This window comes from Rouxiella badensis (assembly GCF_026967515.2).
In the GTDB taxonomy this organism is placed as follows: Bacteria; Pseudomonadota; Gammaproteobacteria; order Enterobacterales; family Enterobacteriaceae; genus Rouxiella; species Rouxiella badensis.
On sequence record NZ_CP114062.1, the window covers coordinates 4,394,601 to 4,418,155 of the forward strand.

The 23,555-nt window shown below is 51.0% G+C and carries 27 protein-coding genes, 2 tRNA genes and 4 rRNA genes; 27 read left to right on the top strand and 6 right to left on the bottom strand.

Annotated features, from left to right (window positions below; genetic code table 11):
* Window positions 1-16: 16 nt before the first annotated feature.
* The 16 genes from rpsH (at window position 17) to O1V65_RS20350 (ending at window position 8,166) form a co-directional block, all read left to right on the top strand.
* The gene (gene rpsH / locus O1V65_RS20275; RefSeq protein ID WP_017493971.1) at window positions 17-409 is read left to right on the top strand and encodes a 30S ribosomal protein S8; all 393 of its coding nucleotides are present in this window, start codon (window positions 17-19) and stop codon (window positions 407-409) included.
* A 13-nt stretch (window positions 410-422) separates the two neighbouring features.
* Window positions 423-956, top strand: coding sequence for a 50S ribosomal protein L6 (gene rplF, locus O1V65_RS20280; RefSeq protein WP_017493972.1), 534 nt, complete (start codon window positions 423-425; stop codon window positions 954-956).
* A gap of 9 nt (window positions 957-965) precedes the next feature.
* Window positions 966-1,319 carry a 50S ribosomal protein L18 gene (gene rplR / locus O1V65_RS20285; protein WP_017493973.1) on the top strand — a complete coding sequence of 118 codons (354 nt, stop codon included), beginning with the start codon at window positions 966-968 and terminating at the stop codon, window positions 1,317-1,319.
* Between the two features lie 14 nt (window positions 1,320-1,333).
* Window positions 1,334-1,837, top strand: a complete 504-nt coding sequence (gene rpsE / locus O1V65_RS20290) for a 30S ribosomal protein S5 (protein WP_009639192.1) — start codon at window positions 1,334-1,336, stop codon at window positions 1,835-1,837.
* 2 nt (window positions 1,838-1,839) lie between these two features.
* Window positions 1,840-2,019, top strand: a complete 180-nt coding sequence (rpmD, locus tag O1V65_RS20295; RefSeq protein WP_017493974.1) for a 50S ribosomal protein L30 — start codon at window positions 1,840-1,842, stop codon at window positions 2,017-2,019.
* A 3-nt stretch (window positions 2,020-2,022) separates the two neighbouring features.
* Window positions 2,023-2,457 carry a 50S ribosomal protein L15 gene (rplO, locus tag O1V65_RS20300; protein ID WP_017493975.1) on the top strand — a complete coding sequence of 145 codons (435 nt, stop codon included), beginning with the start codon at window positions 2,023-2,025 and terminating at the stop codon, window positions 2,455-2,457.
* Between the two features lie 7 nt (window positions 2,458-2,464).
* Window positions 2,465-3,796 carry a preprotein translocase subunit SecY gene (gene secY / locus O1V65_RS20305; RefSeq protein ID WP_084913269.1) on the top strand — a complete coding sequence of 444 codons (1,332 nt, stop codon included), beginning with the start codon at window positions 2,465-2,467 and terminating at the stop codon, window positions 3,794-3,796.
* Between the two features lie 33 nt (window positions 3,797-3,829).
* The gene (gene rpmJ, locus O1V65_RS20310; protein ID WP_017493620.1) at window positions 3,830-3,946 is read left to right on the top strand and encodes a 50S ribosomal protein L36; all 117 of its coding nucleotides are present in this window, start codon (window positions 3,830-3,832) and stop codon (window positions 3,944-3,946) included.
* Window positions 3,947-4,094: 148 nt separating this feature from the next.
* A complete protein-coding gene (rpsM, locus tag O1V65_RS20315; protein ID WP_017493621.1) occupies window positions 4,095-4,451 on the top strand; it encodes a 30S ribosomal protein S13 in 357 nt (118 codons plus the stop codon).
* A 17-nt stretch (window positions 4,452-4,468) separates the two neighbouring features.
* Window positions 4,469-4,858, top strand: coding sequence for a 30S ribosomal protein S11 (rpsK, locus tag O1V65_RS20320; protein WP_004929731.1), 390 nt, complete (start codon window positions 4,469-4,471; stop codon window positions 4,856-4,858).
* Window positions 4,859-4,888: 30 nt separating this feature from the next.
* The gene (rpsD, locus tag O1V65_RS20325; protein WP_017493622.1) at window positions 4,889-5,509 is read left to right on the top strand and encodes a 30S ribosomal protein S4; all 621 of its coding nucleotides are present in this window, start codon (window positions 4,889-4,891) and stop codon (window positions 5,507-5,509) included.
* A 25-nt stretch (window positions 5,510-5,534) separates the two neighbouring features.
* Window positions 5,535-6,524, top strand: a complete 990-nt coding sequence (locus O1V65_RS20330; RefSeq protein WP_002919219.1) for a DNA-directed RNA polymerase subunit alpha — start codon at window positions 5,535-5,537, stop codon at window positions 6,522-6,524.
* A 40-nt stretch (window positions 6,525-6,564) separates the two neighbouring features.
* A complete protein-coding gene (gene rplQ, locus O1V65_RS20335) occupies window positions 6,565-6,954 on the top strand; it encodes a 50S ribosomal protein L17 (protein ID WP_013573706.1) in 390 nt (129 codons plus the stop codon).
* A 158-nt stretch (window positions 6,955-7,112) separates the two neighbouring features.
* The gene (locus O1V65_RS20340) at window positions 7,113-7,484 is read left to right on the top strand and encodes a DnaJ family domain-containing protein (protein ID WP_017493623.1); all 372 of its coding nucleotides are present in this window, start codon (window positions 7,113-7,115) and stop codon (window positions 7,482-7,484) included.
* Between the two features lies 1 nt (window position 7,485).
* On the top strand, window positions 7,486-7,911 hold the full coding sequence (zntR, locus tag O1V65_RS20345; RefSeq protein ID WP_017493624.1) for a Zn(2+)-responsive transcriptional regulator: 426 nt from the start codon (window positions 7,486-7,488) through the stop codon (window positions 7,909-7,911).
* Between the two features lie 63 nt (window positions 7,912-7,974).
* Window positions 7,975-8,166, top strand: coding sequence for an alternative ribosome-rescue factor A (locus O1V65_RS20350; protein WP_017493625.1), 192 nt, complete (start codon window positions 7,975-7,977; stop codon window positions 8,164-8,166).
* Between the two features lie 79 nt (window positions 8,167-8,245).
* On the opposite strand, the gene mscL is transcribed toward O1V65_RS20350, so the two are convergent.
* The 5 genes from mscL to def all read right to left on the bottom strand — a co-directional run bounded on the left by mscL (window position 8,246) and on the right by def (window position 13,131).
* The gene (gene mscL / locus O1V65_RS20355) at window positions 8,246-8,653 is read right to left on the bottom strand and encodes a large-conductance mechanosensitive channel protein MscL (RefSeq protein WP_084913267.1); all 408 of its coding nucleotides are present in this window, start codon (window positions 8,651-8,653) and stop codon (window positions 8,246-8,248) included.
* Window positions 8,654-8,776: 123 nt separating this feature from the next.
* Window positions 8,777-10,153 carry a Trk system potassium transporter TrkA gene (gene trkA, locus O1V65_RS20360; protein WP_017493628.1) on the bottom strand — a complete coding sequence of 459 codons (1,377 nt, stop codon included), beginning with the start codon at window positions 10,151-10,153 and terminating at the stop codon, window positions 8,777-8,779.
* Window positions 10,154-10,202: 49 nt separating this feature from the next.
* Window positions 10,203-11,492, bottom strand: coding sequence for a 16S rRNA (cytosine(967)-C(5))-methyltransferase RsmB (gene rsmB, locus O1V65_RS20365; RefSeq protein ID WP_227956459.1), 1,290 nt, complete (start codon window positions 11,490-11,492; stop codon window positions 10,203-10,205).
* Window positions 11,493-11,603: 111 nt separating this feature from the next.
* Entirely contained in the window at window positions 11,604-12,569 is a 966-nt protein-coding gene (gene fmt, locus O1V65_RS20370) for a methionyl-tRNA formyltransferase (RefSeq protein WP_192504428.1), read from the bottom strand.
* Window positions 12,570-12,621: 52 nt separating this feature from the next.
* Complete coding sequence (gene def / locus O1V65_RS20375; protein ID WP_017493631.1) at window positions 12,622-13,131, bottom strand: peptide deformylase; 510 nt, start codon at window positions 13,129-13,131, stop codon at window positions 12,622-12,624.
* Window positions 13,132-13,262: 131 nt separating this feature from the next.
* On the opposite strand from def, the gene dprA reads away from it, so the two are divergent.
* The 5 genes from dprA to aroE are packed head-to-tail and all read left to right on the top strand — an operon-like array spanning window position 13,263 to window position 16,866.
* Window positions 13,263-14,432, top strand: coding sequence for a DNA-protecting protein DprA (dprA, locus tag O1V65_RS20380; protein ID WP_026110764.1), 1,170 nt, complete (start codon window positions 13,263-13,265; stop codon window positions 14,430-14,432).
* Window positions 14,404-14,877 carry a DUF494 family protein gene (locus O1V65_RS20385; RefSeq protein WP_017493633.1) on the top strand — a complete coding sequence of 158 codons (474 nt, stop codon included), beginning with the start codon at window positions 14,404-14,406 and terminating at the stop codon, window positions 14,875-14,877. The genes dprA and O1V65_RS20385 overlap by 29 nt, the downstream gene beginning before the upstream one ends.
* A 36-nt stretch (window positions 14,878-14,913) precedes the next feature.
* A complete protein-coding gene (locus tag O1V65_RS20390; protein WP_017493634.1) occupies window positions 14,914-15,459 on the top strand; it encodes a DNA topoisomerase family protein in 546 nt (181 codons plus the stop codon).
* A gap of 7 nt (window positions 15,460-15,466) precedes the next feature.
* Window positions 15,467-16,036 (top strand): L-threonylcarbamoyladenylate synthase type 1 TsaC, encoded by a 570-nt coding sequence (gene tsaC / locus O1V65_RS20395; protein WP_017493635.1) that lies wholly within the window; start codon window positions 15,467-15,469, stop codon window positions 16,034-16,036.
* Window positions 16,037-16,047: 11 nt separating this feature from the next.
* Window positions 16,048-16,866, top strand: coding sequence for a shikimate dehydrogenase (aroE, locus tag O1V65_RS20400; RefSeq protein WP_165428783.1), 819 nt, complete (start codon window positions 16,048-16,050; stop codon window positions 16,864-16,866).
* A 46-nt stretch (window positions 16,867-16,912) separates the two neighbouring features.
* Here aroE and O1V65_RS20405 read toward each other — a convergent pair whose 3' ends face one another.
* Window positions 16,913-17,458, bottom strand: a complete 546-nt coding sequence (locus tag O1V65_RS20405) for a gamma carbonic anhydrase family protein (RefSeq protein ID WP_165428784.1) — start codon at window positions 17,456-17,458, stop codon at window positions 16,913-16,915.
* A gap of 516 nt (window positions 17,459-17,974) precedes the next feature.
* Between O1V65_RS20405 and O1V65_RS20410 the strand changes: the two genes are divergently transcribed.
* The 6 genes from O1V65_RS20410 to rrf (O1V65_RS20435) all read left to right on the top strand — a co-directional run bounded on the left by O1V65_RS20410 (window position 17,975) and on the right by rrf (O1V65_RS20435) (window position 23,514).
* Window positions 17,975-19,517 (top strand): 16S ribosomal RNA (locus tag O1V65_RS20410).
* A 143-nt stretch (window positions 19,518-19,660) separates the two neighbouring features.
* Window positions 19,661-19,736: transfer RNA gene (locus O1V65_RS20415), tRNA-Glu, on the top strand.
* Window positions 19,737-19,994: 258 nt separating this feature from the next.
* Window positions 19,995-22,900 (top strand): 23S ribosomal RNA (locus O1V65_RS20420).
* Between the two features lie 211 nt (window positions 22,901-23,111).
* A 5S ribosomal RNA gene (rrf, locus tag O1V65_RS20425) occupies window positions 23,112-23,227 on the top strand.
* 57 nt (window positions 23,228-23,284) lie between these two features.
* Window positions 23,285-23,360: transfer RNA gene (locus O1V65_RS20430), tRNA-Thr, on the top strand.
* A 38-nt stretch (window positions 23,361-23,398) separates the two neighbouring features.
* A 5S ribosomal RNA gene (rrf, locus tag O1V65_RS20435) occupies window positions 23,399-23,514 on the top strand.
* The 16S, 23S and 5S rRNA genes sit together here with 2 tRNA genes alongside, the layout of an rRNA operon.
* The last annotated feature ends 41 nt before the right edge of the window (window positions 23,515-23,555 follow it).

The following is a 23,555-nucleotide window of genomic DNA, read 5'->3' on the forward strand; positions in this document are numbered from 1 at the left end:
ACGGGAGTAATGACAGATGAGCATGCAAGATCCGATCGCGGATATGCTGACCCGTATCCGTAACGGTCAGGCCGCGAACAAAGTTGCGGTCACCATGCCTTCCTCTAAGCTGAAAGTGGCAATTGCCAACGTGCTTAAAGAAGAAGGCTATATTGAAGAATTTAAAATCGAAGGCGACGCCAAACCTGAACTGGAATTAGTACTGAAGTACTTCCAGGGCAAGGCTGTGGTAGAGAGCATTCAACGTATCAGCCGTCCTGGTCTGCGCATCTACAAGAAAAAAGATGAGCTGCCAAAGGTAATGGCCGGTTTGGGTATCGCTGTTATTTCTACCTCTAAAGGTGTTATGACTGATCGTGCAGCTCGCCAGGCTGGTCTTGGTGGCGAGATTATCTGCTACGTAGCTTAATCGGGAGGAAAGCATGTCTCGTGTTGCAAAAGCACCCGTCGTCATTCCTGCCGGCGTAGAGGTAAAACTCAACGGTCAGGTTATTACGATTAAGGGTAAAAACGGCGAGCTGTCACGTACTATCCATGACGCCGTTGAAGTTAAACAGGAAGAAAACGCACTGACCTTCGCTCCGCGCGACGGTTTTGCAAACGCATGGGCCCAAGCGGGTACCACTCGTGCACTGTTGAACGCAATGGTTGTAGGTGTTACCGACGGCTTCACTAAAAAGCTTCAACTGGTTGGTGTTGGTTATCGTGCTGCCATTAAAGGCAACGCGGTGAGTTTGGCCCTGGGCTTCTCTCACCCGGTCGAGCACCAGCTGCCGGCAGGCATTACTGCAGAATGTCCAACTCAAACTGAAATCGTGCTGAAAGGCGCTGATAAGCAGGTGATTGGTCAGGTTGCTGCAGACTTACGTGCCTACCGTCGTCCTGAGCCTTATAAAGGCAAAGGTGTCCGTTACGCCGACGAAGTCGTGCGTACCAAAGAGGCTAAGAAGAAGTAAGGTAACACTATGGATAAGAAATCTGCTCGTATCCGTCGTGCGACCCGCGCACGCCGCAAGCTCAAAGAACTGGGTGCGACACGTCTGGTGGTACATCGTACCCCGCGTCATATTTACGCACAGGTGATTGCACCTAACGGTTCTGAAGTAATTGCATCTGCTTCTACAGTAGAAAAAGCTATTACTGAGCAATTGAAGTATACCGGTAACAAAGATGCTGCGACTGCTGTAGGTAAAGCTATTGCTGAACGCGCATTGGAAAAAGGGATTTCGAAAGTTTCCTTTGACCGTTCTGGTTTCCAATATCATGGTCGAGTCCAGGCACTGGCAGATGCTGCCCGTGAAGCTGGCCTTCAGTTCTAAGGTAGAGGTGTAAGATGTCACACATCGAAAAACAAGCTGGCGAACTGCAGGAAAAGCTGATCGCGGTAAACCGCGTATCCAAAACCGTAAAAGGTGGCCGTATTTTCAGCTTTACCGCACTGACAGTAGTTGGTGATGGTAACGGTCGCGTTGGTTTTGGCTACGGCAAAGCACGCGAAGTTCCGGCAGCGATCCAGAAAGCGATGGAGAAAGCCCGTCGCAACATGTTGAATGTCGCGCTGAACAGCGGCACCCTGCAGCACCCTGTTAAAGGTGCTCACACGGGTTCTCGCGTGTTCATGCAGCCGGCTTCCGAAGGTACCGGTATTATCGCCGGTGGTGCAATGCGCGCCGTCCTGGAAGTCGCAGGGGTACACAACGTATTAGCCAAAGCTTATGGTTCTACTAACCCGATTAACGTGGTTCGTGCAACTATCGCAGCTCTGGAAGATATGAAGTCCCCAGAAATGGTCGCTGCCAAGCGTGGTAAGTCCGTCGAAGAAATTCTAGGGAAATAACCATGGCAAAGACTATTAAAGTAACTCAAACAAAAAGCAGCATCGGTCGTTTGCCGAAACACAAGCAAACTCTGACTGGTTTAGGTCTGCGTCGTATTGGTCACACCGTAGAGCGCGAGGATACTCCTGCTGTACGCGGTATGATCAATCTTGTTTCCTACATGGTTAAGGTTGAGGAGTAAGAGATGCGTTTAAATACTCTGTCTCCGGCTGATGGTGCCAAGCAAGCGCCTAGGCGTGTAGGTCGTGGTATTGGTTCTGGCCTGGGTAAAACCGGCGGCCGTGGTCACAAAGGTCAGAACTCACGTTCTGGCGGTGGCGTACGTCGCGGGTTTGAAGGTGGTCAGATGCCTTTATATCGTCGTTTGCCGAAATTCGGCTTCACCTCTCGCAAAGCTATGATCACGGCAGAAGTTCGTCTGTCTGAACTGGCTCTGATCGAAGGCGACGTTATCGACCTGAACACGCTGAAAGCCGCTAACGTAGTTGGTATCCAGATCGAATTCGTGAAAGTAATCCTTTCAGGCGAAGTCGCTCGTCCGGTTACCGTACGTGGTCTGCGTGTCACCAAAGGCGCTCGTGCTGCTATCGAAGCTGCTGGCGGTAAAATAGAGGAATAAGTAGCAGATGGCAAAGCAACCGGGATTAGATTTTCAAAGTGCTAAAGGTGGACTTGGCGAGCTGAAGCGCAGACTTTTGTTTGTTATCGGTGCGCTAATCGTTTTCCGTATCGGCTCTTTTATTCCGATCCCTGGTATTGATGCCGCTGTACTTGCTAAATTGCTCGAGCAGCAAAGAGGCACCATCATTGAAATGTTTAACATGTTCTCTGGTGGTGCTCTCAGCCGTGCTTCGATCTTTGCTCTGGGGATCATGCCGTATATTTCGGCATCGATTATTATCCAGCTGTTAACGGTGGTTCATCCAGCGCTGGCAGAAATTAAGAAAGAAGGGGAGGCTGGCCGTCGTAAGATTAGCCAGTACACCCGCTACGGTACGCTGGTTTTGGCCGTATTCCAGTCGATCGGTATTGCTACCGGTTTACCGAATATGCCTGGTATGCAAGGTCTGGTATTAAACCCAGGCCTTTCATTCTACTTTACTGCAGTCGTGAGCCTGGTTACCGGGACAATGTTCCTGATGTGGCTAGGTGAGCAGATTACTGAGCGTGGTATCGGTAACGGTATTTCGATTATAATCTTTGCTGGTATCGTAGCGGGTCTCCCGCCAGCCGTTGGTCATACTATCGAACAAGCTAGACAAGGCGACCTGCACTTCCTCCTGTTGCTGTTGGTTGCAGTCTTAGTGTTTGCAGTGACGTTCTTTGTTGTGTTTATGGAACGTGGTCAACGTCGTATCGTCGTTAACTATGCCAAACGTCAACAAGGTCGTCGTGTTTATGCAGCACAGAGCACACACTTACCGTTGAAAGTAAACATGGCGGGCGTAATACCTGCTATCTTTGCTTCCAGCATCATTCTGTTCCCGGCCACGATAGCATCATGGTTCGGTGGCGGAACCGGTTGGAACTGGCTGACAACAATTTCGCTGTATTTGCAGCCTGGGCAACCGCTTTATGTGTTACTCTATGCTACTGCAATCATCTTCTTCTGTTTCTTTTATACTGCGTTGGTTTTCAACCCGCGTGAGACAGCAGATAACCTGAAGAAGTCCGGTGCATTTGTACCAGGAATTCGTCCGGGAGAGCAAACGGCGAAGTATATTGATAAAGTAATGACCCGCCTGACCTTGGTTGGTGCGTTGTATATTACTTTCATCTGCCTTATCCCGGAGTTCATGCGTGATGCAATGAAAGTTCCATTCTACTTTGGCGGTACATCACTGCTCATCGTAGTGGTCGTCATCATGGACTTTATGGCTCAAGTGCAAACTCTGATGATGTCAAGTCAGTATGAGTCTGCGCTGAAGAAAGCAAACCTGAAAGGCTATAATCGCTAATCTGGTGAGTTTGCGAAGTAACGGAGAGTAAAAATGAAAGTTCGTGCTTCCGTCAAGAAATTATGTCGTAACTGCAAAGTTGTTAAGCGTAACGGTGTCGTTCGCGTAATCTGCAGCGCCGAGCCGAAGCATAAACAGCGTCAAGGCTGATTATCTCGCATATTTTTCTTGCAAAGTTGGGTTGAGCTGGCTAGATTAGCCAGCCAATCTTTTGTATGTAAGCTGCATCACTATTTGAGTATCCTGAAAACGGGCTTTTCAGAATGGTGTTGCCGTATATAAATAGTAGGAGTGCATAGTGGCCCGTATAGCAGGCATTAACATTCCTGATCAGAAACATACCGTAATCGCGTTAACCTCGATCTACGGCATCGGTAAAACCCGTTCACAGGCTATCTGTGCTGCGTCTGGTATTGCCGAAAATGTTAAGATCAGAGAGCTGTCTGAAGAGCAAATCGAATTGCTGCGTGACGAAGTCGCCAAGTTCGTTGTTGAAGGTGATCTGCGTCGTGAAGTCACCCTGAGCATCAAGCGTCTTATGGACCTTGGAACTTATCGTGGTTTACGCCATCGTCGTGGTCTTCCAGTACGCGGTCAGCGTACCAAGACTAACGCACGTACCCGTAAGGGTCCGCGTAAACCGATCAAGAAATAATCGGGGTGATTGAATAAATGGCAAAGGCACCTGTTCGTACACGCAAGCGTGTAAGAAAACAAGTCTCTGACGGCGTGGCTCATATCCATGCGTCTTTCAACAACACCATTGTGACTATTACCGATCGTCAGGGTAATGCTTTGGGTTGGGCAACAGCTGGTGGTTCCGGTTTCCGTGGTTCCCGTAAATCAACTCCGTTCGCAGCTCAGGTTGCAGCAGAGCGCTGTGCAGATGCAGTGAAAGAGTACGGTATCAAGAATCTGGAAGTTATGGTTAAAGGACCTGGTCCTGGTCGTGAGTCTACTATCCGCGCGTTAAACGCGGCTGGTTTCCGCATCACTAATATTACTGATGTGACTCCTATCCCTCATAACGGTTGTCGTCCGCCGAAAAAGCGTCGCGTATAACGCTGCTTTTAGGATTGTTGGAGAGAGAAAATGGCAAGATATTTGGGTCCTAAGCTCAAGCTTAGCCGTCGTGAGGGCACAGATTTATTCCTTAAATCTGGTGTTCGCGCGATCGATACCAAGTGTAAGATTGATCAAGCTCCTGGTCAGCACGGTGCGCGTAAACCGCGTCTGTCTGACTATGGCGTGCAGTTACGTGAAAAGCAAAAAGTTCGCCGTACCTACGGTGTTCTGGAGCGTCAGTTCCGTAACTACTACCAAGAAGCAGCCCGCCTGAAGGGCAACACCGGTGAAAACCTGTTGCAACTTCTGGAAGGTCGTCTGGATAACGTTGTTTACCGTATGGGCTTCGGCGCTACGCGTGCAGAGTCACGTCAGCTGGTTAGCCATAAAGCTGTTATGGTAAACGGTCGCGTTGTCAACATCGCTTCTTATCAGGTATCTCCGAATGACGTTGTCAGCATCCGTGAGAAAGCTAAAAAGCAATCTCGCGTGAAGGCCGCTTTGGAGTTGGCTGAACAGCGTGAAAAGCCGACTTGGCTTGAAGTTGATGCTGCTAAGATGGAAGGTCAGTTCAAACGTAATCCTGAACGTACCGATCTGTCAGCTGACATTAACGAACACCTGATCGTCGAGCTTTACTCCAAGTAAAGCTTAGTACCAAAGAGAGGACACAATGCAGGGTTCTGTGACAGAGTTTCTAAAACCGCGCCTGGTAGATATCGAGCAAGTCAGTTCGACGCACGCCAAGGTGACCCTTGAGCCATTAGAGCGTGGCTTTGGCCATACTTTAGGCAACGCACTGCGCCGTATTCTGCTTTCATCCATGCCGGGTTGCGCGGTGACCGAGGTTGAGATTGATGGTGTACTGCATGAGTACAGCACCAAAGAAGGCGTACAGGAAGATATCCTGGAAATCCTGCTCAACCTGAAAGGGCTGGCGGTGAGAGTTCAAGGGAAAGATGAAGTTATTCTTACCCTGAATAAGTCTGGCATTGGCCCTGTGACTGCAGCCGACATTACCCATGATGGTGATGTCGAAATCGTCAAGCCGCAACACGTTATCTGCCACCTGACTGATGAAAACGCTGCTATCAGCATGCGTATCAAAGTTCAGCGCGGCCGTGGTTATGTGCCGGCGTCTGCCCGAATTCATTCGGAAGAAGATGAGCGCCCAATTGGTCGTCTGTTAGTAGATGCATGCTACAGCCCTGTAGAGCGTATTGCCTACAATGTTGAAGCAGCGCGTGTAGAACAGCGTACTGATTTGGACAAGCTGGTTATCGAAATGGAAACCAACGGTACGATCGATCCTGAAGAGGCGATCCGTCGTGCGGCAACCATTCTTGCTGAACAACTTGAAGCTTTTGTTGATTTACGTGATGTACGTCAACCAGAAGTCAAAGAAGAGAAGCCGGAGTTCGATCCAATCCTGCTGCGCCCTGTTGACGATCTGGAATTGACTGTCCGCTCTGCTAACTGCCTCAAAGCAGAAGCAATCCACTACATCGGTGATCTGGTACAGCGTACCGAAGTTGAGCTTCTTAAGACGCCTAACTTAGGTAAAAAATCTCTTACTGAGATTAAAGACGTACTTGCTTCCCGTGGTTTGTCTCTGGGCATGCGCCTGGAAAACTGGCCACCGGCAAGTATTGCTGACGAGTAACCGGATCACAGGTTAAGGTTTTACTGAGAAGGATAAGGTCATGCGCCATCGTAAGAGTGGTCGTCAACTGAACCGTAACAGCAGCCACCGACAGGCTATGTTCCGTAACATGGCCGGCTCTTTGGTTCGTCATGAAATAATCAAGACGACCCTGCCGAAAGCGAAAGAGCTGCGTCGCGTTGTTGAGCCGCTGATTACTCTTGCCAAGACCGACAACGTTGCAAATCGTCGTCTGGCATTCGCCCGTACTCGTGATAACGAGATCGTGGCAAAACTGTTTAATGAACTGGGCCCGCGTTTCGCGAGCCGTGCCGGTGGTTACACTCGTATTCTGAAGTGTGGTTTCCGTGCAGGCGACAATGCGCCGATGGCATACATCGAGCTCGTTGATCGTGCAGAGTCAAAAGCAGAAGTAGCAACTGCTGAATAATCTGTAGATGCATGAAAAGACCGGGCCTAAGTGCCCGGTTTTTTTACGCCTGAATTTTGATACACTGCAATGCAACCGATCCGGTCACCGCTATTTCCCTCTTTACGTCCATCGCGCTATGCTAGTTCCCGTACCCGTCAAAGTTTGAAGGAGACCCTATGTTTCTCAGTGACCAATGGGCAGAAAGACAGATCCTTGATGCACAAAGCAGAGGTGAGTTCGACAACCTTCCCGGTGCCGGCGCTCCTTTGGTGCTGGATGACGACATTGGTGTTCCCAGGGAGCTGCGCGTTGCTTATCGTATCCTCAAAAATGCGGGATATGTCCCCGCAGAGATTCAGGACCGAAAAGAGGCATTGGACCTCCAGACGTTGTTGGAGCAGGTTGCCGAGGGGTCTGACGATCATGTTCAGGCTGAAAAGCGTTTAAAGGTTCTCAGGCTACGGCTACAGCAGGCAGGGATGAATACTGACTTCCTGGACGACAGGCTTTACCGTGAAAAGCTACAGAATCACCTGAATGGAGCATAATATGTATAAGATTGGTGAATTAGCCAAGCTTGCTGACGTGACGCCCGATACCATTCGCTATTATGAAAAACAGGGCATGATGTCGCTCGGTGAACGTAGCGAAGCGGGTTATCGTCTTTACACCGAAAACTGTCTTCAGAGGCTGCGCTTCATTCGCTATGCGAAAACGATCGGCTTCACGTTGGAGACGATCGGTGAGTTATTGTCGATCCGTATCGATCCGGCGCATCATACCTGCCAGGAATCCAAATCGATCGTTGATAGCCGTCTCGCCGAGGTTGAACATAAGCTGACTGAACTAATCCGCATGCGTGATTCACTGCAGCGTCTCAGTGCAGCCTGTTGTGGCGGCGAACACTCGAGTCGCAGTTGTTCTATCATTGAGGCGCTCGAAAATGGAGCCAGTGGGGATATTGCAAAACGGTAAAATTGGGCATAAATTTGTCATCGCAGCCACGGTGCTGCAGTTCAATCACACAAAGAGGTCAACATGAGCGATTATCAACATAAGAAAGGTGTTATTCAAGACAACGCCGTTCAGGCATTGCTGCACGATCCGCTGTTCCGTCAACGAGTAGAAAAGAATCTGAAAGGAAAAGGCAGCTATAGTCGGAAAGATAAAAAAGGTAAGGCAGCAAGCTGGGAGGGCAGTCTTAACGGTTTTACGGCAATGGCCGCATAAAATCGTTAAAACTGCTCTTCCCGTTCAAGCAATAAAAAAGCCATCGACATGCGATGGCTTTTTAGTTTTTATTCGTTATTTAAAGCTTAGGCGTCTGCTGGTCTTTCAGCAAATCACGAATTTCGGTAAGCAATACGACGTCGTCAGCAGGTTTGGCCGGCGCTGCTTCTTCTTTCTTACGCATTTTGTTCATGAGTGAAATGGCAATAAAGATAGCTAATGCAACAATCAGGAAGTCAAAAATGTTCTGAATAAAGATACCGTAATGCATTACGACGGCGGGCGTCGTTCCTACAGCATCGCGGAGTACCCACTGGAAGGATTTGAAATCAACCCCACCAATCAGCAGACCCAGCGGAGGCATAATGATGTCGGCAACCAAAGATGAAACAATTTTGCCAAATGCTGCACCGATGATTACACCGACTGCCAAGTCTACAACGTTGCCGCGCATGGCAAATTCACGAAACTCTTTCAAAAAACTCATAAACTAACTCCTTGGCAAATCCATATTTATGTCAGTCAAAGTAAAGACTATTTGGAGCCAATCCGCTACCAAAGTTAACGATAAATGCTTATTTAGTTGATAAATTTCACTTAAGTAAACTGTTTATAGGAAGAATGGACTCGGCTGGAACAGTCTTTCCACATCACGAACGAATTTTTTATCGGTGATGAACATCACCACATGATCACCCTGCTGAATGCGGGTTGTTCCATTAGCGATGATAACCTCATTGCCGCGAACCACGGCACCGATGGTGGTACCCGGTGGCAGTTTAATCTGTTCAACCGTGCGGCCTACCACTTTAGACGTGCTCTCATCACCGTGAGCAATCGCCTCAATGGCTTCAGCCACACCGCGGCGCAGGGATGAAACGCTGACAATATCGGCTTTGCGTACGTGGCCCAGCAGGGCGGAAATCGTGGCCTGCTGCGGTGAAATAGCAATATCGATAACGCTGCCCTGAACCAGATCAACGTAGGCGCTGCGCTGAATCAGCACCATTGCCTTCTTGGCCCCCATGCGTTTTGCCAACATCGCCGACATGATGTTTGCCTCGTCATCGTTGGTGATGGCGATGAAAACGTCCACCTGCTCAACGTGCTCTTCAGCCAACAGTTCCTGGTCAGAAGCATCGCCGTAGAACACGATGGTATCCTGTAGCAGCTCCGCCAGCTCGGCCGCGCGCTGTTGATCGCGCTCGATAAGTTTCACGCTGTAATTCTTCTCGAGGCGACGTGCAAGACCTGCACCGACGTTACCGCCGCCGACAATCATGATGCGTTTATAGGGTTTTTCGAGGCGCTGAAGCTCGCTCATTACTGCACGGATATGCTGCGAAGCGGCAACGAAAAATACTTCATCACCGGCCTCGATAATGGTCGACCCTTGAGGACGAATCGGACGGTCCTGACGAAATATCGCCGCAACGCGTGTATCGATATGCGGCATATGTTCGCGCATCGCCGACAGCGCGCTGCCAACCAGCGGTCCACCATAATAGGCTTTTACTGCTGCGATACTGACCTTGCCTTCGGCAAAGTTAACCACCTGTAGCGCACCCGGATATTCGATAAGCTTGTAGATGTAGTCAATGACTAGCTGTTCTGGCGAAATCAGGTGATCAATGGGCACCGCTTCAGGCTGGAAAAGCTTCTCTGACTCGCGAATGTATTCGGGAGAGCGTATGCGCGCAATACGATTAGGCGTGTTAAACAACGAATAGGCTATCTGGCAGGCCACCATATTGGTTTCATCCGAATTGGTGACCGCGATCAGCATATCGGCATCTTCTGCACCCGCTTCACGCAGCACCCGCGGATGGGATCCGTGCCCCTGAACGACGCGCAGATCGAACTTGTCCTGCAGCTGGCGCAGACGCGTTGTATTGGTATCAACGATAGTGATGTCGTTGTTTTCACCCACCAGATTTTCCGCGAGCGTACCGCCAACCTGGCCAGCACCGAGAATTATTATTTTCATAGCACTCTCTGTATTGCCTTAAATGTCGTCAAGGGCCGTCGAAAAGACGTTAGCCTTTAATCAGCTTAGCGTAATAGAAGCCATCGCCACTCTGCGCATCAGGAAGATTCTGCCGCCCCGGTTGATTGAGACTGCCGGTTTCTACCAGTTGCGCATCGGGATGCAGTTTAAGGAACGCGGAAATCTGCTCGCTATTTTCATCCGGCAGGATGGAGCAGGTGGCATAAACCAGCACGCCACCTGACTTTAGGCATGGCCAGATAGCTTCAAGAATTTCTGCCTGCAGGCGAGCCAGTTCGGCGATATCGCTGTCGCGACGGAGCCATTTGATATCCGGATGACGGCGAATGACGCCGGTCGCGGAGCAGGGCGCATCGAGCAGAATTTTGTCAAAGGTTTTTCCGGTCGCCCAGACGTGTGGCTCACGCCCGTCACCTTGCTTAACTTCGGCATGCAGGCCGAGGCGTTGCAGGTTTTCATGTACACGAAGGAGACGCTTTTCATCGACGTCGACCGCGAGAACGTGCGCTTTGGGGGCAACTTCAAGGATATGCGTGGTTTTTCCGCCCGGTGCGCAGCAAAGATCGAGTATTGACTCACCGTCTTTAGGAGAGAGCAGGCTAACGCTTCCTTGTGCCGACGCATCCTGCACGGTAACCCAGCCTTGTTCGAAGCCCGGCAGCGCAGTGACGGCGCACGGCGTTTCCAGACGCAGCGCGTCGGGATATTCAGGATGGGGATGCGCTTCGATGCCGGCTTCGATCAGCAGGGCAAGATAAGCCTCGCGGGTATGATGCTGACGGTTTACGCGCAGCCACATTGGCGGACGCTGATTGTTGGCATCAACAATATGCTGCCACTGGTCAGGGTAGGCATTTTTAATACGCTTCAATAACCAGCTTGGATGCAGATAACGGTTGTCAGTATTCTCGACGCGCTGCATCAGATCAACCTGCTGACGCTGGAACTGACGAAGCACGCCATTTATCAGGCCTTTGAGCTGAGGACGCTTCAGCGCCACGGCGCCTTCAACGGTCTCTGCCAACACGGCATGTGCAGGAATGCGGGTATGCAGCATCTGGTATAGACCGACCATCAGCAGGTAGTGCAGCGTACGCTGTTTCCCAGTCAAGGGTTTTGCCATCAGCTGTTGCAGGCACCATTCGAGCTGAGGCAATACGCGCAATGTGCCAAAACACAGTTCTTGCAACAGCGCTCTGTCTTTATCTGCGATGCTTTTTTGCAAACCCGGCAGCACGGTCGACAGCGACTGGCCCTGATCCAAAACCTGGCTTATGGCTTTTGCAGCAATGCTGCGGAGGTTATATGCGTTTTTCATAGTTAAAAAAGCTGACCTCAGTCAGCATACCGACCGTAGCCAGCATAAATAAAGAGAAGAAGAGTACAGAACCCGGCATCCAGATGGTAAAGATGATGCCGGGTGGCGTTGTTAGTTTAAAATCGTGCCTGGCGTGAACCATTCACTGCGTGAATTCAGCAGATCCTGAGCAGACATCGGTTTTTTACCCGCAGGCTGGAGCTGGGTAATGTTCAGCACGCCCTGCGCAGTGGCAATCTGAATACCTTTTTTGTCAGCCGCCAGGACAGTGCCCGGCTTAGCTGCGCTGTTATTGCTATCGATAACCTGCGCTTGCCAGACTTTTACCGGCTGCTCTTCGATAACAAAATAGCTCACCGGCCACGGATTAAAGGCGCGGACACAGCGTTCGAGCTGCTCTGCACCGAGGGACCAATCCAGACGGGCCTCTTCTTTGCTCAGCTTTTCGGCGTAGGTCACTAATGACTCGTCCTGAACTTCAGGCTTGGACGTACCCTGTTCGAGCTGCGTCAGGGTATGCAGCATGCCCTGTGGGCCGAGGTCTGCCAGTTTGCCATACAGCGAGGCGCTAGTATCTTCTGCCTCAATTGGGCAGTGAATCTTGTAGAGCATGTCGCCGGTATCAAGCCCGACGTCCATCTGCATGATAGTGACACCCGTTTCGGCATCACCGGCCCACAGCGAACGCTGGATAGGTGCCGCGCCGCGCCAACGAGGCAGCAGAGAACCGTGCACGTTGATACAGCCAAGCTTCGGCATCGCCAGTACGGCCTTAGGCAGAATTAACCCATAGGCAACGACTACCATCACATCGGCCTGCAGAGAGGCGACACACTGCTGGCTCTCTTCAGGGCGCAGTGATTTAGGCTGAAATACCGGGAGGTCGTGCTGCAAGGCCAGTGTCTTAACCGGGCTTGGCGTTAGCTTGTTTCCCCGTCCTGCCGGGCGGTCGGGCTGAGTGAAAACGCCAACGATTTGGTGCTCAGAAGTTAAAAGCGCGTCAAGATGACGCGCTGCAAAATCAGGTGTACCGGCGAAAATTATCCGCAAAGTCCGTGTCCTGTAATGAGTAGCCAGTAGCGCATGGCCAGAAATCTGACCTGCAATGACACAACGCAGCGCGCAGCGATTAGCCGCGAGCGTTGAGTTTTGCCAGTTTTTCCATCTTCTGACGGATACGCTGACGCTTCAGAGGCGATAAATAATCAACGAACAGTTTACCAACCAGGTGGTCCATCTCGTGCTGGATACAGATAGCCAGCAGTTCATCGGCTTCAAGCTCAAAGCTCTTGCCGTTGCGGTCGAGCGCACGGATCTTAACGTTGGCCGCACGAGGGACCAGACCGCGCTGATCGGGAATAGACAGGCAGCCTTCTTCGATACCCGTTTCACCGCTTTGCTCAAGCAGTTCAGGGTTGATTAGCACAAGCTGTTGGCTCTTATCATCAGTCACATCAATAACGATGATGCGCTGGTGGATGTTAACCTGAGTCGCGGCCAGCCCGATGCCTTCTTCGGCATACATGGTTTCAAACATATCATCCACGATCTGCTGAATTTCGGCGTTAACTTCTTTGACTGGTTTAGCAACAATGCGCAGCCTGTCGTCTGGGAAATGCAATATTTGTAATACGGACATAAATCTCTGGATCTTTATTCAAAGGATTGACGATATATAATCTCTATTCTAGACATTTCCGGCTCTGATTGACAGCATCGTCTATCAATTGAGCAAAGCGCCAGCACGGCGTTTAACGGGAAATAATCAACATGGCACAGCGGGAAGTGTGGCTCAGGTTGTCTGAGGTAAAAGGGCTAGGTGTCATGAGGTTATGTCAACTGGCCGACTGTTTGGCAGAAACTCCCCGGCACACGCCTGCCTTGCTTCGTTCGCTGGGGCTGACCGAGGCTCAGATAAGCGCTTTTTTCCATCCTCGTTCGTTAGATATTAGCGCTTCCCTGCGATGGGCCGAGCGGGAAGGCCATCATCTCGTTGCGCTCAATAGCCCCGCTTATCCCTCTTTGCTTAAACAGATTGCCTCACCGCCAAGGCTGCTTTACGTCAAAGGCCCGCCAGAGTTGCTCGCTTCACCGCAGCTGGCGATGGTCGGCAGCCGTAACTGCAGTCATTACGGCGAACATTGGGCGCAATACTTTGCTGCACGACTGGTTAACAGCGGTTTCACCCTTACCAGCGGGCTGGCGATGGGTATTGACGGAATCTGTCATCGCGCAACGCTTGAAGCACAGGGGAAAACGGTCGCGGTGCTTGGAAACGGGTTGCAGCATGTTCATCCCCGTTGCCACATCCCGCTGGCGGAACGCATTCTGGAAAACGGGGGCGTGCTGGTTTCTGAATTTTCCCTTGAGACACCGCCACTGCCGCATAACTTCCCGCGGCGTAATCGCATTATCAGCGGCCTGAGCGTCGGCGTGCTGATTGTCGAAGCCTCTTTGCGCAGTGGTTCACTGATTACTGCACGCTGTGCGCTTGAGCAGGGAAGGGAAGTGTTTGCACTGCCGGGCTCAGTGGATAATCCCAATAGTGAGGGCGCACATTGGCTTATCAAGCAGGGGGCATATCTGGTGACAGACCCACTCGATATTGCCGAGCATATTGGTAGCGGTCTGACCTGGCTTAGCGTCGAGAATTCGTCATTTTTTGGCAATCCGAGCCTTATAAGAGAAAAAATTGCCCCTGACGCAAATATTTGTGCGGAAGATACCGAAGTTGAATTGCCATTTGTCGATGTGTTGGCTAACGTAGGATATGAGGTGACACCTGTTGACGTCGTCGCCGAACGTGCCGGCCAACCTGTGCCAGTCGTTGCAGGACAACTGCTCGAACTGGAGTTAGCAGGATGGATCGCAGCTGTATCCGGCGGCTATGTCCGAATTAGGAGGGCAGGCCATGTTCGACGTACTAATGTACTTATTTGAAACTTACATTCACAACGAAGCGGAGATGAGTGTCGACCAAGATAGGCTAACAGATGATTTAACCGAAGCCGGATTTCACCGAACCGATATCCACAACGCGTTAAATTGGCTTGAAAAACTTGCTGATCTGCAAGAGGGCGGTACACCATCGCATATGCTGGATGCAGACCCTTTTGCTCTGAGAGTTTATACCGATGAAGAAATGAGTCGATTAGACGTCAGCTGCCGGGGATTCCTGCTATTTCTGGAACAGATTAAGGTGTTGAATGTCGATACCAGGGAGATGGTCGTCGATCGTGTTATGGCTCTGGATACCGACGAGTTCGATCTTGAAGATCTGAAATGGGTCGTGTTGATGGTTCTCTTCAATATTCCAGGATATGAAAGTGCTTATCAGCAAATGGAAGAGCTGCTATTTGATGTTAATGAAGGTTATCTGCATTAGAGCGTTCTGATTCAGGTAACGGGTAAAACACAGAGTATGACGAAAGCAACGCTTTTTGCTGGGAAGCAAAATGAAATCTGTCCGGAATGCGGGGCCGATTTGGTGATCCGTAGTGGTCGCCACGGCCCTTTTCTCGGCTGCTCCAATTATCCTGAATGCCAGCATATTCGCCCGCTAAAAGCTCAGGCCGATGGACACATCGTTAAAATCCTTGATGGTCAACACTGCCCTAAATGTCAGGCGACTCTGGTACTACGACAGGGACGATTCGGCATGTTTATTGGCTGCTCCGAATATCCGGAATGTGACCATATAGAAGTTATCGATAAACCTGAAGAGACTACCGTGCCTTGCCCGCAGTGCTTTCAGGGGCATTTGTTGCAGCGTAAATCGCGGTTCGGCAAAGCGTTTCACGCCTGCAACCGTTATCCCGACTGCCAGTTTGTTATTAATAACAAGCCGGTCGCGGGGAGCTGTGAGTTCTGCCAGTATCCATTATTAATGGAAAAGAAAACGGCGCAGGGCATTAAACTCTTTTGTGCCAGTAAGCTTTGCGGCAAAGCCGTAGTGACAATAGATTGAAAACGATATGAATAAAGAAAATGAACTCAATTTGCCTGTCATCTTGCAGGCATTAAAAAACCAGCAGGTTATCGCCTATCCTACCGAAGCCGTATTTGGCCTGGGGTGCGATCCTGATAGTGAATACGCCGTCGAGGCACTTTTGGCTCTTAAACAGAGGCCGAGAGAAAAGGGCCTGATCCTCATTGCCGACAGCTACGAGCAACTCTTACCTTATATCGATGACTCTCAGCTGAGCGCCGAAAGACGCGAGCAGATCTTTGCCACCTGGCCAGGCCCGGTGACTTGGGTCATGCCTGCCAAGCCTGATACACCGCAATGGCTCACCGGACGCTTCAGCTCGCTTGCCGTCCGCGTTAGCGATCATCCTTTAGTAAAACAACTGTGTCGCCAGTATGGTAAACCTCTGGTTTCAACCAGTGCGAATCTCAGCGCTCAGCCCCCTTGCCGCACGGCAGATGCCGTTAAGCAGCAGTTTGGGCCAGACTTCCCGGTATTGGAAGGTCTCGTCGGTGGGCGCGAAAATCCGTCTGAAATCAAAGACGCTGCCACCGGCGAACTTATACGTCAAGGTTAAGGAAAGCTGTCATGTCATCTTTTGCTGTATTCGGTAATCCAATCAGTCATAGCAAATCACCGCGCATTCACGCTCTCTTTGCGGAGCAGACAGGGATAGCACACCAGTACGGTACCGTCCTGGCGCCGCATGAAGAGTTTGAAGAAACGCTGCGCGGCTTTTTTGCCAATGGCGCAAAAGGTGCGAACATTACTGTTCCATTTAAGGAACGCGCGTTTGCCGAGTCGGATGAGCTATCGGACCGCGCTGCACTAAGTGGTGCAGTCAACACACTGAAGAAGCTTGATGATGGCAGACTGCTTGGCGATAACACCGACGGCATCGGCATGATTAGCGATCTTCAGCGTCTGGGGATGCTCAAGTCAGGCGACCGCGTTCTGCTGGTAGGCGCAGGCGGCGCGGCGCGCGGCGTTATTCTCCCGTTGCTGGACTTCGGTTGCCGCGTTGTTGTGACTAACCGCACCTTCGAGCGTGCTCAGCACCTGCATACAATTTTCGAAGCCAAAGGCGATATCAATGCCATTGCGCTGGCAGACCTAGGCGGCGAATCGTTTGATTTAGTTATCAACGCGACCGCATCCGGGATTAAAGGCGAGGTGCCTGCCGTGCCTTCATCAGTCATCACACCGCAAACCCGCATTTACGATATGTTCTATCAGGCTGGCCCAACGCCGTTCATTGCCTGGGCAAAACAGCACGGTGCGGAGCAAACGGCCGATGGTTTAGGGATGCTGGTGGGGCAAGCTGCACATGCTTTCAATTTATGGCATGGCGTGATGCCGGAAATTGAACCTGTATTAGCGCAGTTGAAGCAGGATTTGGCAGTATAATTCATCAGGGGATCGTTTGCCGATCCCCTGGGTAATAAGAAGGGGGCTACTTGTCTTCTCCAGACAGGTATTCATCCTTCCATTTAACGTAGTTGTTTGATGAGTAGGTAAGCCCCGCGATTTCTGCCGCCGTTAGCTCGCGAATCTGTTTAACCGGGCTGCCCAGATAAAGATAGCCGCTCTCCAGTCTTTTCCCCGGCGGTACCAGACTGCCAGCACCAATCATCACGTCATCTTCTATTACCGCGCCATCGAGAACAATCGATCCCATCCCGACCAGCACCCTGTTACCTACCGTGCAGCCGTGCAGCATTGCCTTATGTCCTACCGTCACATCTTCCCCAATAATAAGAGGGAAGCCCTCGGCATTGTGAGCCGACTGATGCGTCACATGCAGCACGCTGCCGTCCTGGATATTGCTACGACAGCCAATCACTACGTTATTCACGTCCCCTCGAATAGCAACCAACGGCCAAATGCTGACGTCATCTGCCAGATCCACATCACCAATCACCACGCTGGTGGGATCAACCATCACTCTTTCGCCCAGTTTTGGGCGCATTCCTTTATATGAACGTAAAAAGTCAGACATCTTTATCCCTCTTATGAGAACGATCGCTTCTGGCAATATAGTCTTTGGATCAATGAATACAAAGTTTTGCCCCACAGGATCGTTGATAAAACCGCCTCATCGCACAAGAACTCCACGAAAGGAGCGAAAAACAGGCAGTCGGAATTAAAAGATCAAAAAACACTTGTGGAATAAATCGGGATCCCTATAATGCCGCTCCATCGACAGGGAACAACGCAGCAGCAACGCGGTGTGAACAAGTCGGAAAGAATTAAAAATGATGATGACCGCGAAAATAAACGGTTGACATCAAATGAGGAAAGCGTAATATACGCCACCTCGAGTTAGCAAGCGAAAGCGCGTAACTCACTGCTCTTTAACAATTTATCAGACAATCTGTGTGGGCACTCACAAGACGATATCAGCCACCTCGGTGGCAAAAAATATCAAGTCTTAGAGTGACCAAGCAGTAATTCATTATGAATGATGTGAAGTAACTTTGAGCATCGCTGAACTTGTTTCAGCAAATCGAACTTTTAATTGAAGAGTTTGATCATGGCTCAGATTGAACGCTGGCGGCAGGCCTAACACATGCAAGTCGAGCGGTAGCACGGGAGAGCTTGCTCTCTGGGTGACGAGCGGCGGACGGGTGAGTAATGTCTGGGAAACTGCCTGATGGAGGGGGATAACTACTGGAAACGGTAGCTAATACCGCATGATGTCGCAAGACCAAAGTGGGGGACCTTCGGGCCTCACGCCATCGGATGTGCCCAGATGGGATTAGCTAGTAGGTGGGGTAATGGCTCACCTAGGCGACGATCCCTAGCTGGTCTGAGAGGATGACCAGCCACACTGGAACTGAGACACGGTCCAGACTCCTACGGGAGGCAGCAGTGGGGAATATTGCACAATGGGCGCAAGCCTGATGCAGCCATGCCGCGTGTGTGAAGAAGGCCTTAGGGTTGTAAAGCACTTTCAGCGAGGAGGAAGGCGTTGTAGTTAATAGCTGCAACGATTGACGTTACTCGCAGAAGAAGCACCGGCTAACTCCGTGCCAGCAGCCGCGGTAATACGGAGGGTGCAAGCGTTAATCGGAATTACTGGGCGTAAAGCGCACGCAGGCGGTTTGTTAAGTCAGATGTGAAATCCCCGAGCTTAACTTGGGAACTGCATTTGAAACTGGCAAGCTAGAGTCTTGTAGAGGGGGGTAGAATTCCAGGTGTAGCGGTGAAATGCGTAGAGATCTGGAGGAATACCGGTGGCGAAGGCGGCCCCCTGGACAAAGACTGACGCTCAGGTGCGAAAGCGTGGGGAGCAAACAGGATTAGATACCCTGGTAGTCCACGCTGTAAACGATGTCGACTTGGAGGTTGTGCCCTTGAGGCGTGGCTTCCGGAGCTAACGCGTTAAGTCGACCGCCTGGGGAGTACGGCCGCAAGGTTAAAACTCAAATGAATTGACGGGGGCCCGCACAAGCGGTGGAGCATGTGGTTTAATTCGATGCAACGCGAAGAACCTTACCTACTCTTGACATCCAGAGAATTTGCTAGAGATAGCTTAGTGCCTTCGGGAACTCTGAGACAGGTGCTGCATGGCTGTCGTCAGCTCGTGTTGTGAAATGTTGGGTTAAGTCCCGCAACGAGCGCAACCCTTATCCTTTGTTGCCAGCACGTAATGGTGGGAACTCAAAGGAGACTGCCGGTGATAAACCGGAGGAAGGTGGGGATGACGTCAAGTCATCATGGCCCTTACGAGTAGGGCTACACACGTGCTACAATGGCGTATACAAAGAGAAGCGAACTCGCGAGAGCAAGCGGACCTCATAAAGTACGTCGTAGTCCGGATTGGAGTCTGCAACTCGACTCCATGAAGTCGGAATCGCTAGTAATCGTAGATCAGAATGCTACGGTGAATACGTTCCCGGGCCTTGTACACACCGCCCGTCACACCATGGGAGTGGGTTGCAAAAGAAGTAGGTAGCTTAACCTTCGGGAGGGCGCTTACCACTTTGTGATTCATGACTGGGGTGAAGTCGTAACAAGGTAACCGTAGGGGAACCTGCGGTTGGATCACCTCCTTACCTCAAGATACGCATTGTGCAGTGTCCACACAGATTGTCTGATAGATGTAAACGAGCAAGCGCTACCTGTTGATGCAGTAAGGGAAACCTTACGCTGATACGAAAGAAGCGCCGGGTTTTATCACCTGGTGCGGCATTTTCGTGTCCCCATCGTCTAGAGGCCTAGGACACTGCCCTTTCACGGCTGTAACAGGGGTTCGAATCCCCTTGGGGACGCCACGCCGATAATGTGTGAAAGACATTATCACTCTGTACCTTAGCGGGTCAGAATTTATCTTAAAGATGACTTTAACGAGTCGTGTTTAAGATATTGCTCTTTAACAATCTGGAACAAGCTGAAAAATTGAAATGATACAGCTGAACATAACTCTCCGTAGAAGTATTGAGTTATGCGCACCTGTATTAGAGTCTCTCAAATAATCGCAGCCTCGAATGTTGTCACTCTTTACGAGTTTATAAGACACCTTCGGGTTGTGAGGTTAAGCGACTAAGCGTACACGGTGGATGCCTAGGCAGTCAGAGGCGATGAAGGGCGTGCTAATCTGCGAAAAGCGTCGGTAAGGTGATATGAACCGTTATACCCGACGATACCCGAATGGGGAAACCCAATGTGATACGTCACATTATCGCATGGTGAATACATAGCCATGCGAGGCGAACCGGGGGAACTGAAACATCTAAGTACCCCGAGGAAAAGAAATCAACCGAGATTCCCCCAGTAGCGGCGAGCGAACGGGGAACAGCCCAGAACCTGAATCAGTTTGTGTGTTAGTGGAAGCGTCTGGAAGGTCGCACGGTACAGGGTGATAGTCCCGTACACAAAAGCGCATGAATTGTGAGTTCGATGAGTAGGGCGGGACACGTGACATCCTGTCTGAATATGGGGGGACCATCCTCCAAGGCTAAATACTCCTGACTGACCGATAGTGAACCAGTACCGTGAGGGAAAGGCGAAAAGAACCCCGGCGAGGGGAGTGAAATAGAACCTGAAACCGTGTACGTACAAGCAGTGGGAGCCTACTTGTTAGGTGACTGCGTACCTTTTGTATAATGGGTCAGCGACTTATATTTTGTAGCAAGGTTAACCGTATAGGGGAGCCGTAGGGAAACCGAGTCTTAACTGGGCGTCAAGTTGCAAGGTATAGACCCGAAACCCGGTGATCTAGCCATGGGCAGGTTGAAGGTTGGGTAACACTAACTGGAGGACCGAACCGACTAATGTTGAAAAATTAGCGGATGACTTGTGGCTGGGGGTGAAAGGCCAATCAAACCGGGAGATAGCTGGTTCTCCCCGAAAGCTATTTAGGTAGCGCCTCGTGAATTCATCTTCGGGGGTAGAGCACTGTTTCGACTAGGGGGCCATCCCGGCTTACCAACTCGATGCAAACTCCGAATACCGAAGAATGTTATCACGGGAGACACACGGCGGGTGCTAACGTCCGTCGTGAAGAGGGAAACAACCCAGACCGCCAGCTAAGGTCCCAAAGTCATGGTTAAGTGGGAAACGATGTGGGAAGGCATAGACAGCCAGGATGTTGGCTTAGAAGCAGCCATCATTTAAAGAAAGCGTAATAGCTCACTGGTCGAGTCGGCCTGCGCGGAAGATGTAACGGGGCTAAACCATGCACCGAAGCTGCGGCAGCGACGCTTAGGCGTTGTTGGGTAGGGGAGCGTTCTGTAAGCCGTAGAAGGTGAACTGTGAGGTTTGCTGGAGGTATCAGAAGTGCGAATGCTGACATAAGTAACGATAATGCGGGTGAAAAACCCGCACGCCGGAAGACCAAGGGTTCCTGTCCAACGTTAATCGGGGCAGGGTGAGTCGACCCCTAAGGCGAGGCTGAAAAGCGTAGTCGATGGGAAACAGGTTAATATTCCTGTACTTGGTGTTACTGCGAAGGGGGGACGGAGAGGGCTAGGCTAGCCGGGCGACGGTTGTCCCGGTTTAAGCGTGTAGGGGTGTAGACCTGGTAAATCCGGTTTACTGTAACCCTGAGGCGTGATGACGAGTCACTACGGTGATGAAGTAGTTGATGCCGCACTTCCAGGAAAAGCCTCTAAGCATCAGGTAACATTAAATCGTACCCCAAACCGACACAGGTGGTCAGGTAGAGAATACTCAGGCGCTTGAGAGAACTCGGGTGAAGGAACTAGGCAAAATGGTGCCGTAACTTCGGGAGAAGGCACGCTGTCGCTAGGTGGAGGAACTTGCTTCCCGAGCCGAAGACAGTCGAAGATACCAGCTGGCTGCAACTGTTTAATAAAAACACAGCACTGTGCAAACACGAAAGTGGACGTATACGGTGTGACGCCTGCCCGGTGCCGGAAGGTTAATTGATGGGGTTATCCGCAAGGAGAAGCTCTTGATCGAAGCCCCGGTAAACGGCGGCCGTAACTATAACGGTCCTAAGGTAGCGAAATTCCTTGTCGGGTAAGTTCCGACCTGCACGAATGGCGTAATGATGGCCAGGCTGTCTCCACCCGAGACTCAGTGAAATTGAACTCGCTGTGAAGATGCAGTGTACCCGCGGCAAGACGGAAAGACCCCGTGAACCTTTACTATAGCTTGACACTGAACATTGAGCCTTGATGTGTAGGATAGGTGGGAGGCTTTGAAGCGTGGACGCCAGTCTGCGTGGAGCCAACCTTGAAATACCACCCTTTAATGTTTGATGTTCTAACTCGGCCCCATAATCTGGGGTGAGGACAGTGTCTGGTGGGTAGTTTGACTGGGGCGGTCTCCTCCTAAAGAGTAACGGAGGAGCACGAAGGTTAGCTAATCACGGTCGGACATCGTGAGGTTAGTGCAATGGCATAAGCTAGCTTGACTGCGAGAGTGACGGCTCGAGCAGGTACGAAAGTAGGTCATAGTGATCCGGTGGTTCTGAATGGAAGGGCCATCGCTCAACGGATAAAAGGTACTCCGGGGATAACAGGCTGATACCGCCCAAGAGTTCATATCGACGGCGGTGTTTGGCACCTCGATGTCGGCTCATCACATCCTGGGGCTGAAGTAGGTCCCAAGGGTACGGCTGTTCGCCGTTTAAAGTGGTACGCGAGCTGGGTTTAGAACGTCGTGAGACAGTTCGGTCCCTATCTGCCGTGGGCGTTGGAAGATTGAGAGGGGCTGCTCCTAGTACGAGAGGACCGGAGTGGACGCATCACTGGTGTTCGGGTTGTCATGCCAATGGCATTGCCCGGTAGCTAAATGCGGAAAAGATAAGCGCTGAAAGCATCTAAGCGCGAAACTTGCCTCAAGATGAGTCTTCCCTGGAGCTTCGAGCTCCCTGAAGGGACGTTTAAGACTAAGACGTTGATAGGCTGGGTGTGTAAGTGCAGCGATGCATTGAGCTAACCAGTACTAATGACCCGAGAGGCTTAACCTTACAACACCGAAGGTGTTTTAGAGAGACACAAGACTAAAGTAAATTTTTCAGCGACTTCCAGATAAAGTATTCGCGGGAACGAAAGATTTTGCGCTGAAGCCAGGCGGCAACAGAGTGTAATAAAGGAGCATACGAGGGTATGTGACTGCATTGCGCGAAGGCAGCCAACGCAGCAGCAGGGTAAAAGATTCGTTTCATGCACCAAGATTTGCCTGGCGGCAGTAGCGCGGTGGTCCCACCTGACCCCATGCCGAACTCAGAAGTGAAACGCCGTAGCGCCGATGGTAGTGTGGGGTCTCCCCATGCGAGAGTAGGGAACTGCCAGGCATCAAATTAAACATCTCGCTGTGATTTGACCAGCACGATGTTGTTGTAGATTAGTATGCTGATATGGCTCAGTTGGTAGAGCGCACCCTTGGTAAGGGTGAGGTCCCCAGTTCGACTCTGGGTATCAGCACCAGAAACAAAGCGTAGAGTTCGGTAAATTAACAGAATTTGCCTGGCGGCAGTAGCGCGGTGGTCCCACCTGACCCCATGCCGAACTCAGAAGTGAAACGCCGTAGCGCCGATGGTAGTGTGGGGTCTCCCCATGCGAGAGTAGGGAACTGCCAGGCATCAAATAAACAGAGAAACCTCAGTCGAAAGACTGGGGTTT

Excerpts from the sequence above, each read along its gene's own strand:
- rpsH (WP_017493971.1), top strand. The coding sequence starts at position 17 with ATGAGCATGCAAGATCCGATCGCGGATATGCTGACCCGTATCCGTAAC.
- rplF (WP_017493972.1), top strand. The coding sequence starts at position 423 with ATGTCTCGTGTTGCAAAAGCACCCGTCGTCATTCCTGCCGGCGTAGAG.
- rplR (WP_017493973.1), top strand. The coding sequence starts at position 966 with ATGGATAAGAAATCTGCTCGTATCCGTCGTGCGACCCGCGCACGCCGC.
- rpsE (WP_009639192.1), top strand. The coding sequence starts at position 1,334 with ATGTCACACATCGAAAAACAAGCTGGCGAACTGCAGGAAAAGCTGATC.
- rpmD (WP_017493974.1), top strand. The coding sequence starts at position 1,840 with ATGGCAAAGACTATTAAAGTAACTCAAACAAAAAGCAGCATCGGTCGT.
- rplO (WP_017493975.1), top strand. The coding sequence starts at position 2,023 with ATGCGTTTAAATACTCTGTCTCCGGCTGATGGTGCCAAGCAAGCGCCT.
- secY (WP_084913269.1), top strand. The coding sequence starts at position 2,465 with ATGGCAAAGCAACCGGGATTAGATTTTCAAAGTGCTAAAGGTGGACTT.
- rpmJ (WP_017493620.1), top strand. The coding sequence starts at position 3,830 with ATGAAAGTTCGTGCTTCCGTCAAGAAATTATGTCGTAACTGCAAAGTT.
- rpsK (WP_004929731.1), top strand. The coding sequence starts at position 4,469 with ATGGCAAAGGCACCTGTTCGTACACGCAAGCGTGTAAGAAAACAAGTC.
- rpsD (WP_017493622.1), top strand. The coding sequence starts at position 4,889 with ATGGCAAGATATTTGGGTCCTAAGCTCAAGCTTAGCCGTCGTGAGGGC.
- O1V65_RS20330 (WP_002919219.1), top strand. The coding sequence starts at position 5,535 with ATGCAGGGTTCTGTGACAGAGTTTCTAAAACCGCGCCTGGTAGATATC.
- rplQ (WP_013573706.1), top strand. The coding sequence starts at position 6,565 with ATGCGCCATCGTAAGAGTGGTCGTCAACTGAACCGTAACAGCAGCCAC.
- O1V65_RS20340 (WP_017493623.1), top strand. The coding sequence starts at position 7,113 with ATGTTTCTCAGTGACCAATGGGCAGAAAGACAGATCCTTGATGCACAA.
- zntR (WP_017493624.1), top strand. The coding sequence starts at position 7,486 with ATGTATAAGATTGGTGAATTAGCCAAGCTTGCTGACGTGACGCCCGAT.
- O1V65_RS20350 (WP_017493625.1), top strand. The coding sequence starts at position 7,975 with ATGAGCGATTATCAACATAAGAAAGGTGTTATTCAAGACAACGCCGTT.
- mscL (WP_084913267.1), bottom strand. The coding sequence starts at position 8,653 with ATGAGTTTTTTGAAAGAGTTTCGTGAATTTGCCATGCGCGGCAACGTT.
- trkA (WP_017493628.1), bottom strand. The coding sequence starts at position 10,153 with ATGAAAATAATAATTCTCGGTGCTGGCCAGGTTGGCGGTACGCTCGCG.
- rsmB (WP_227956459.1), bottom strand. The coding sequence starts at position 11,492 with ATGAAAAACGCATATAACCTCCGCAGCATTGCTGCAAAAGCCATAAGC.
- def (WP_017493631.1), bottom strand. The coding sequence starts at position 13,131 with ATGTCCGTATTACAAATATTGCATTTCCCAGACGACAGGCTGCGCATT.
- dprA (WP_026110764.1), top strand. The coding sequence starts at position 13,263 with ATGGCACAGCGGGAAGTGTGGCTCAGGTTGTCTGAGGTAAAAGGGCTA.
- O1V65_RS20385 (WP_017493633.1), top strand. The coding sequence starts at position 14,404 with ATGTTCGACGTACTAATGTACTTATTTGAAACTTACATTCACAACGAA.
- O1V65_RS20390 (WP_017493634.1), top strand. The coding sequence starts at position 14,914 with ATGACGAAAGCAACGCTTTTTGCTGGGAAGCAAAATGAAATCTGTCCG.
- tsaC (WP_017493635.1), top strand. The coding sequence starts at position 15,467 with ATGAATAAAGAAAATGAACTCAATTTGCCTGTCATCTTGCAGGCATTA.
- aroE (WP_165428783.1), top strand. The coding sequence starts at position 16,048 with ATGTCATCTTTTGCTGTATTCGGTAATCCAATCAGTCATAGCAAATCA.
- O1V65_RS20405 (WP_165428784.1), bottom strand. The coding sequence starts at position 17,458 with ATGTCTGACTTTTTACGTTCATATAAAGGAATGCGCCCAAAACTGGGC.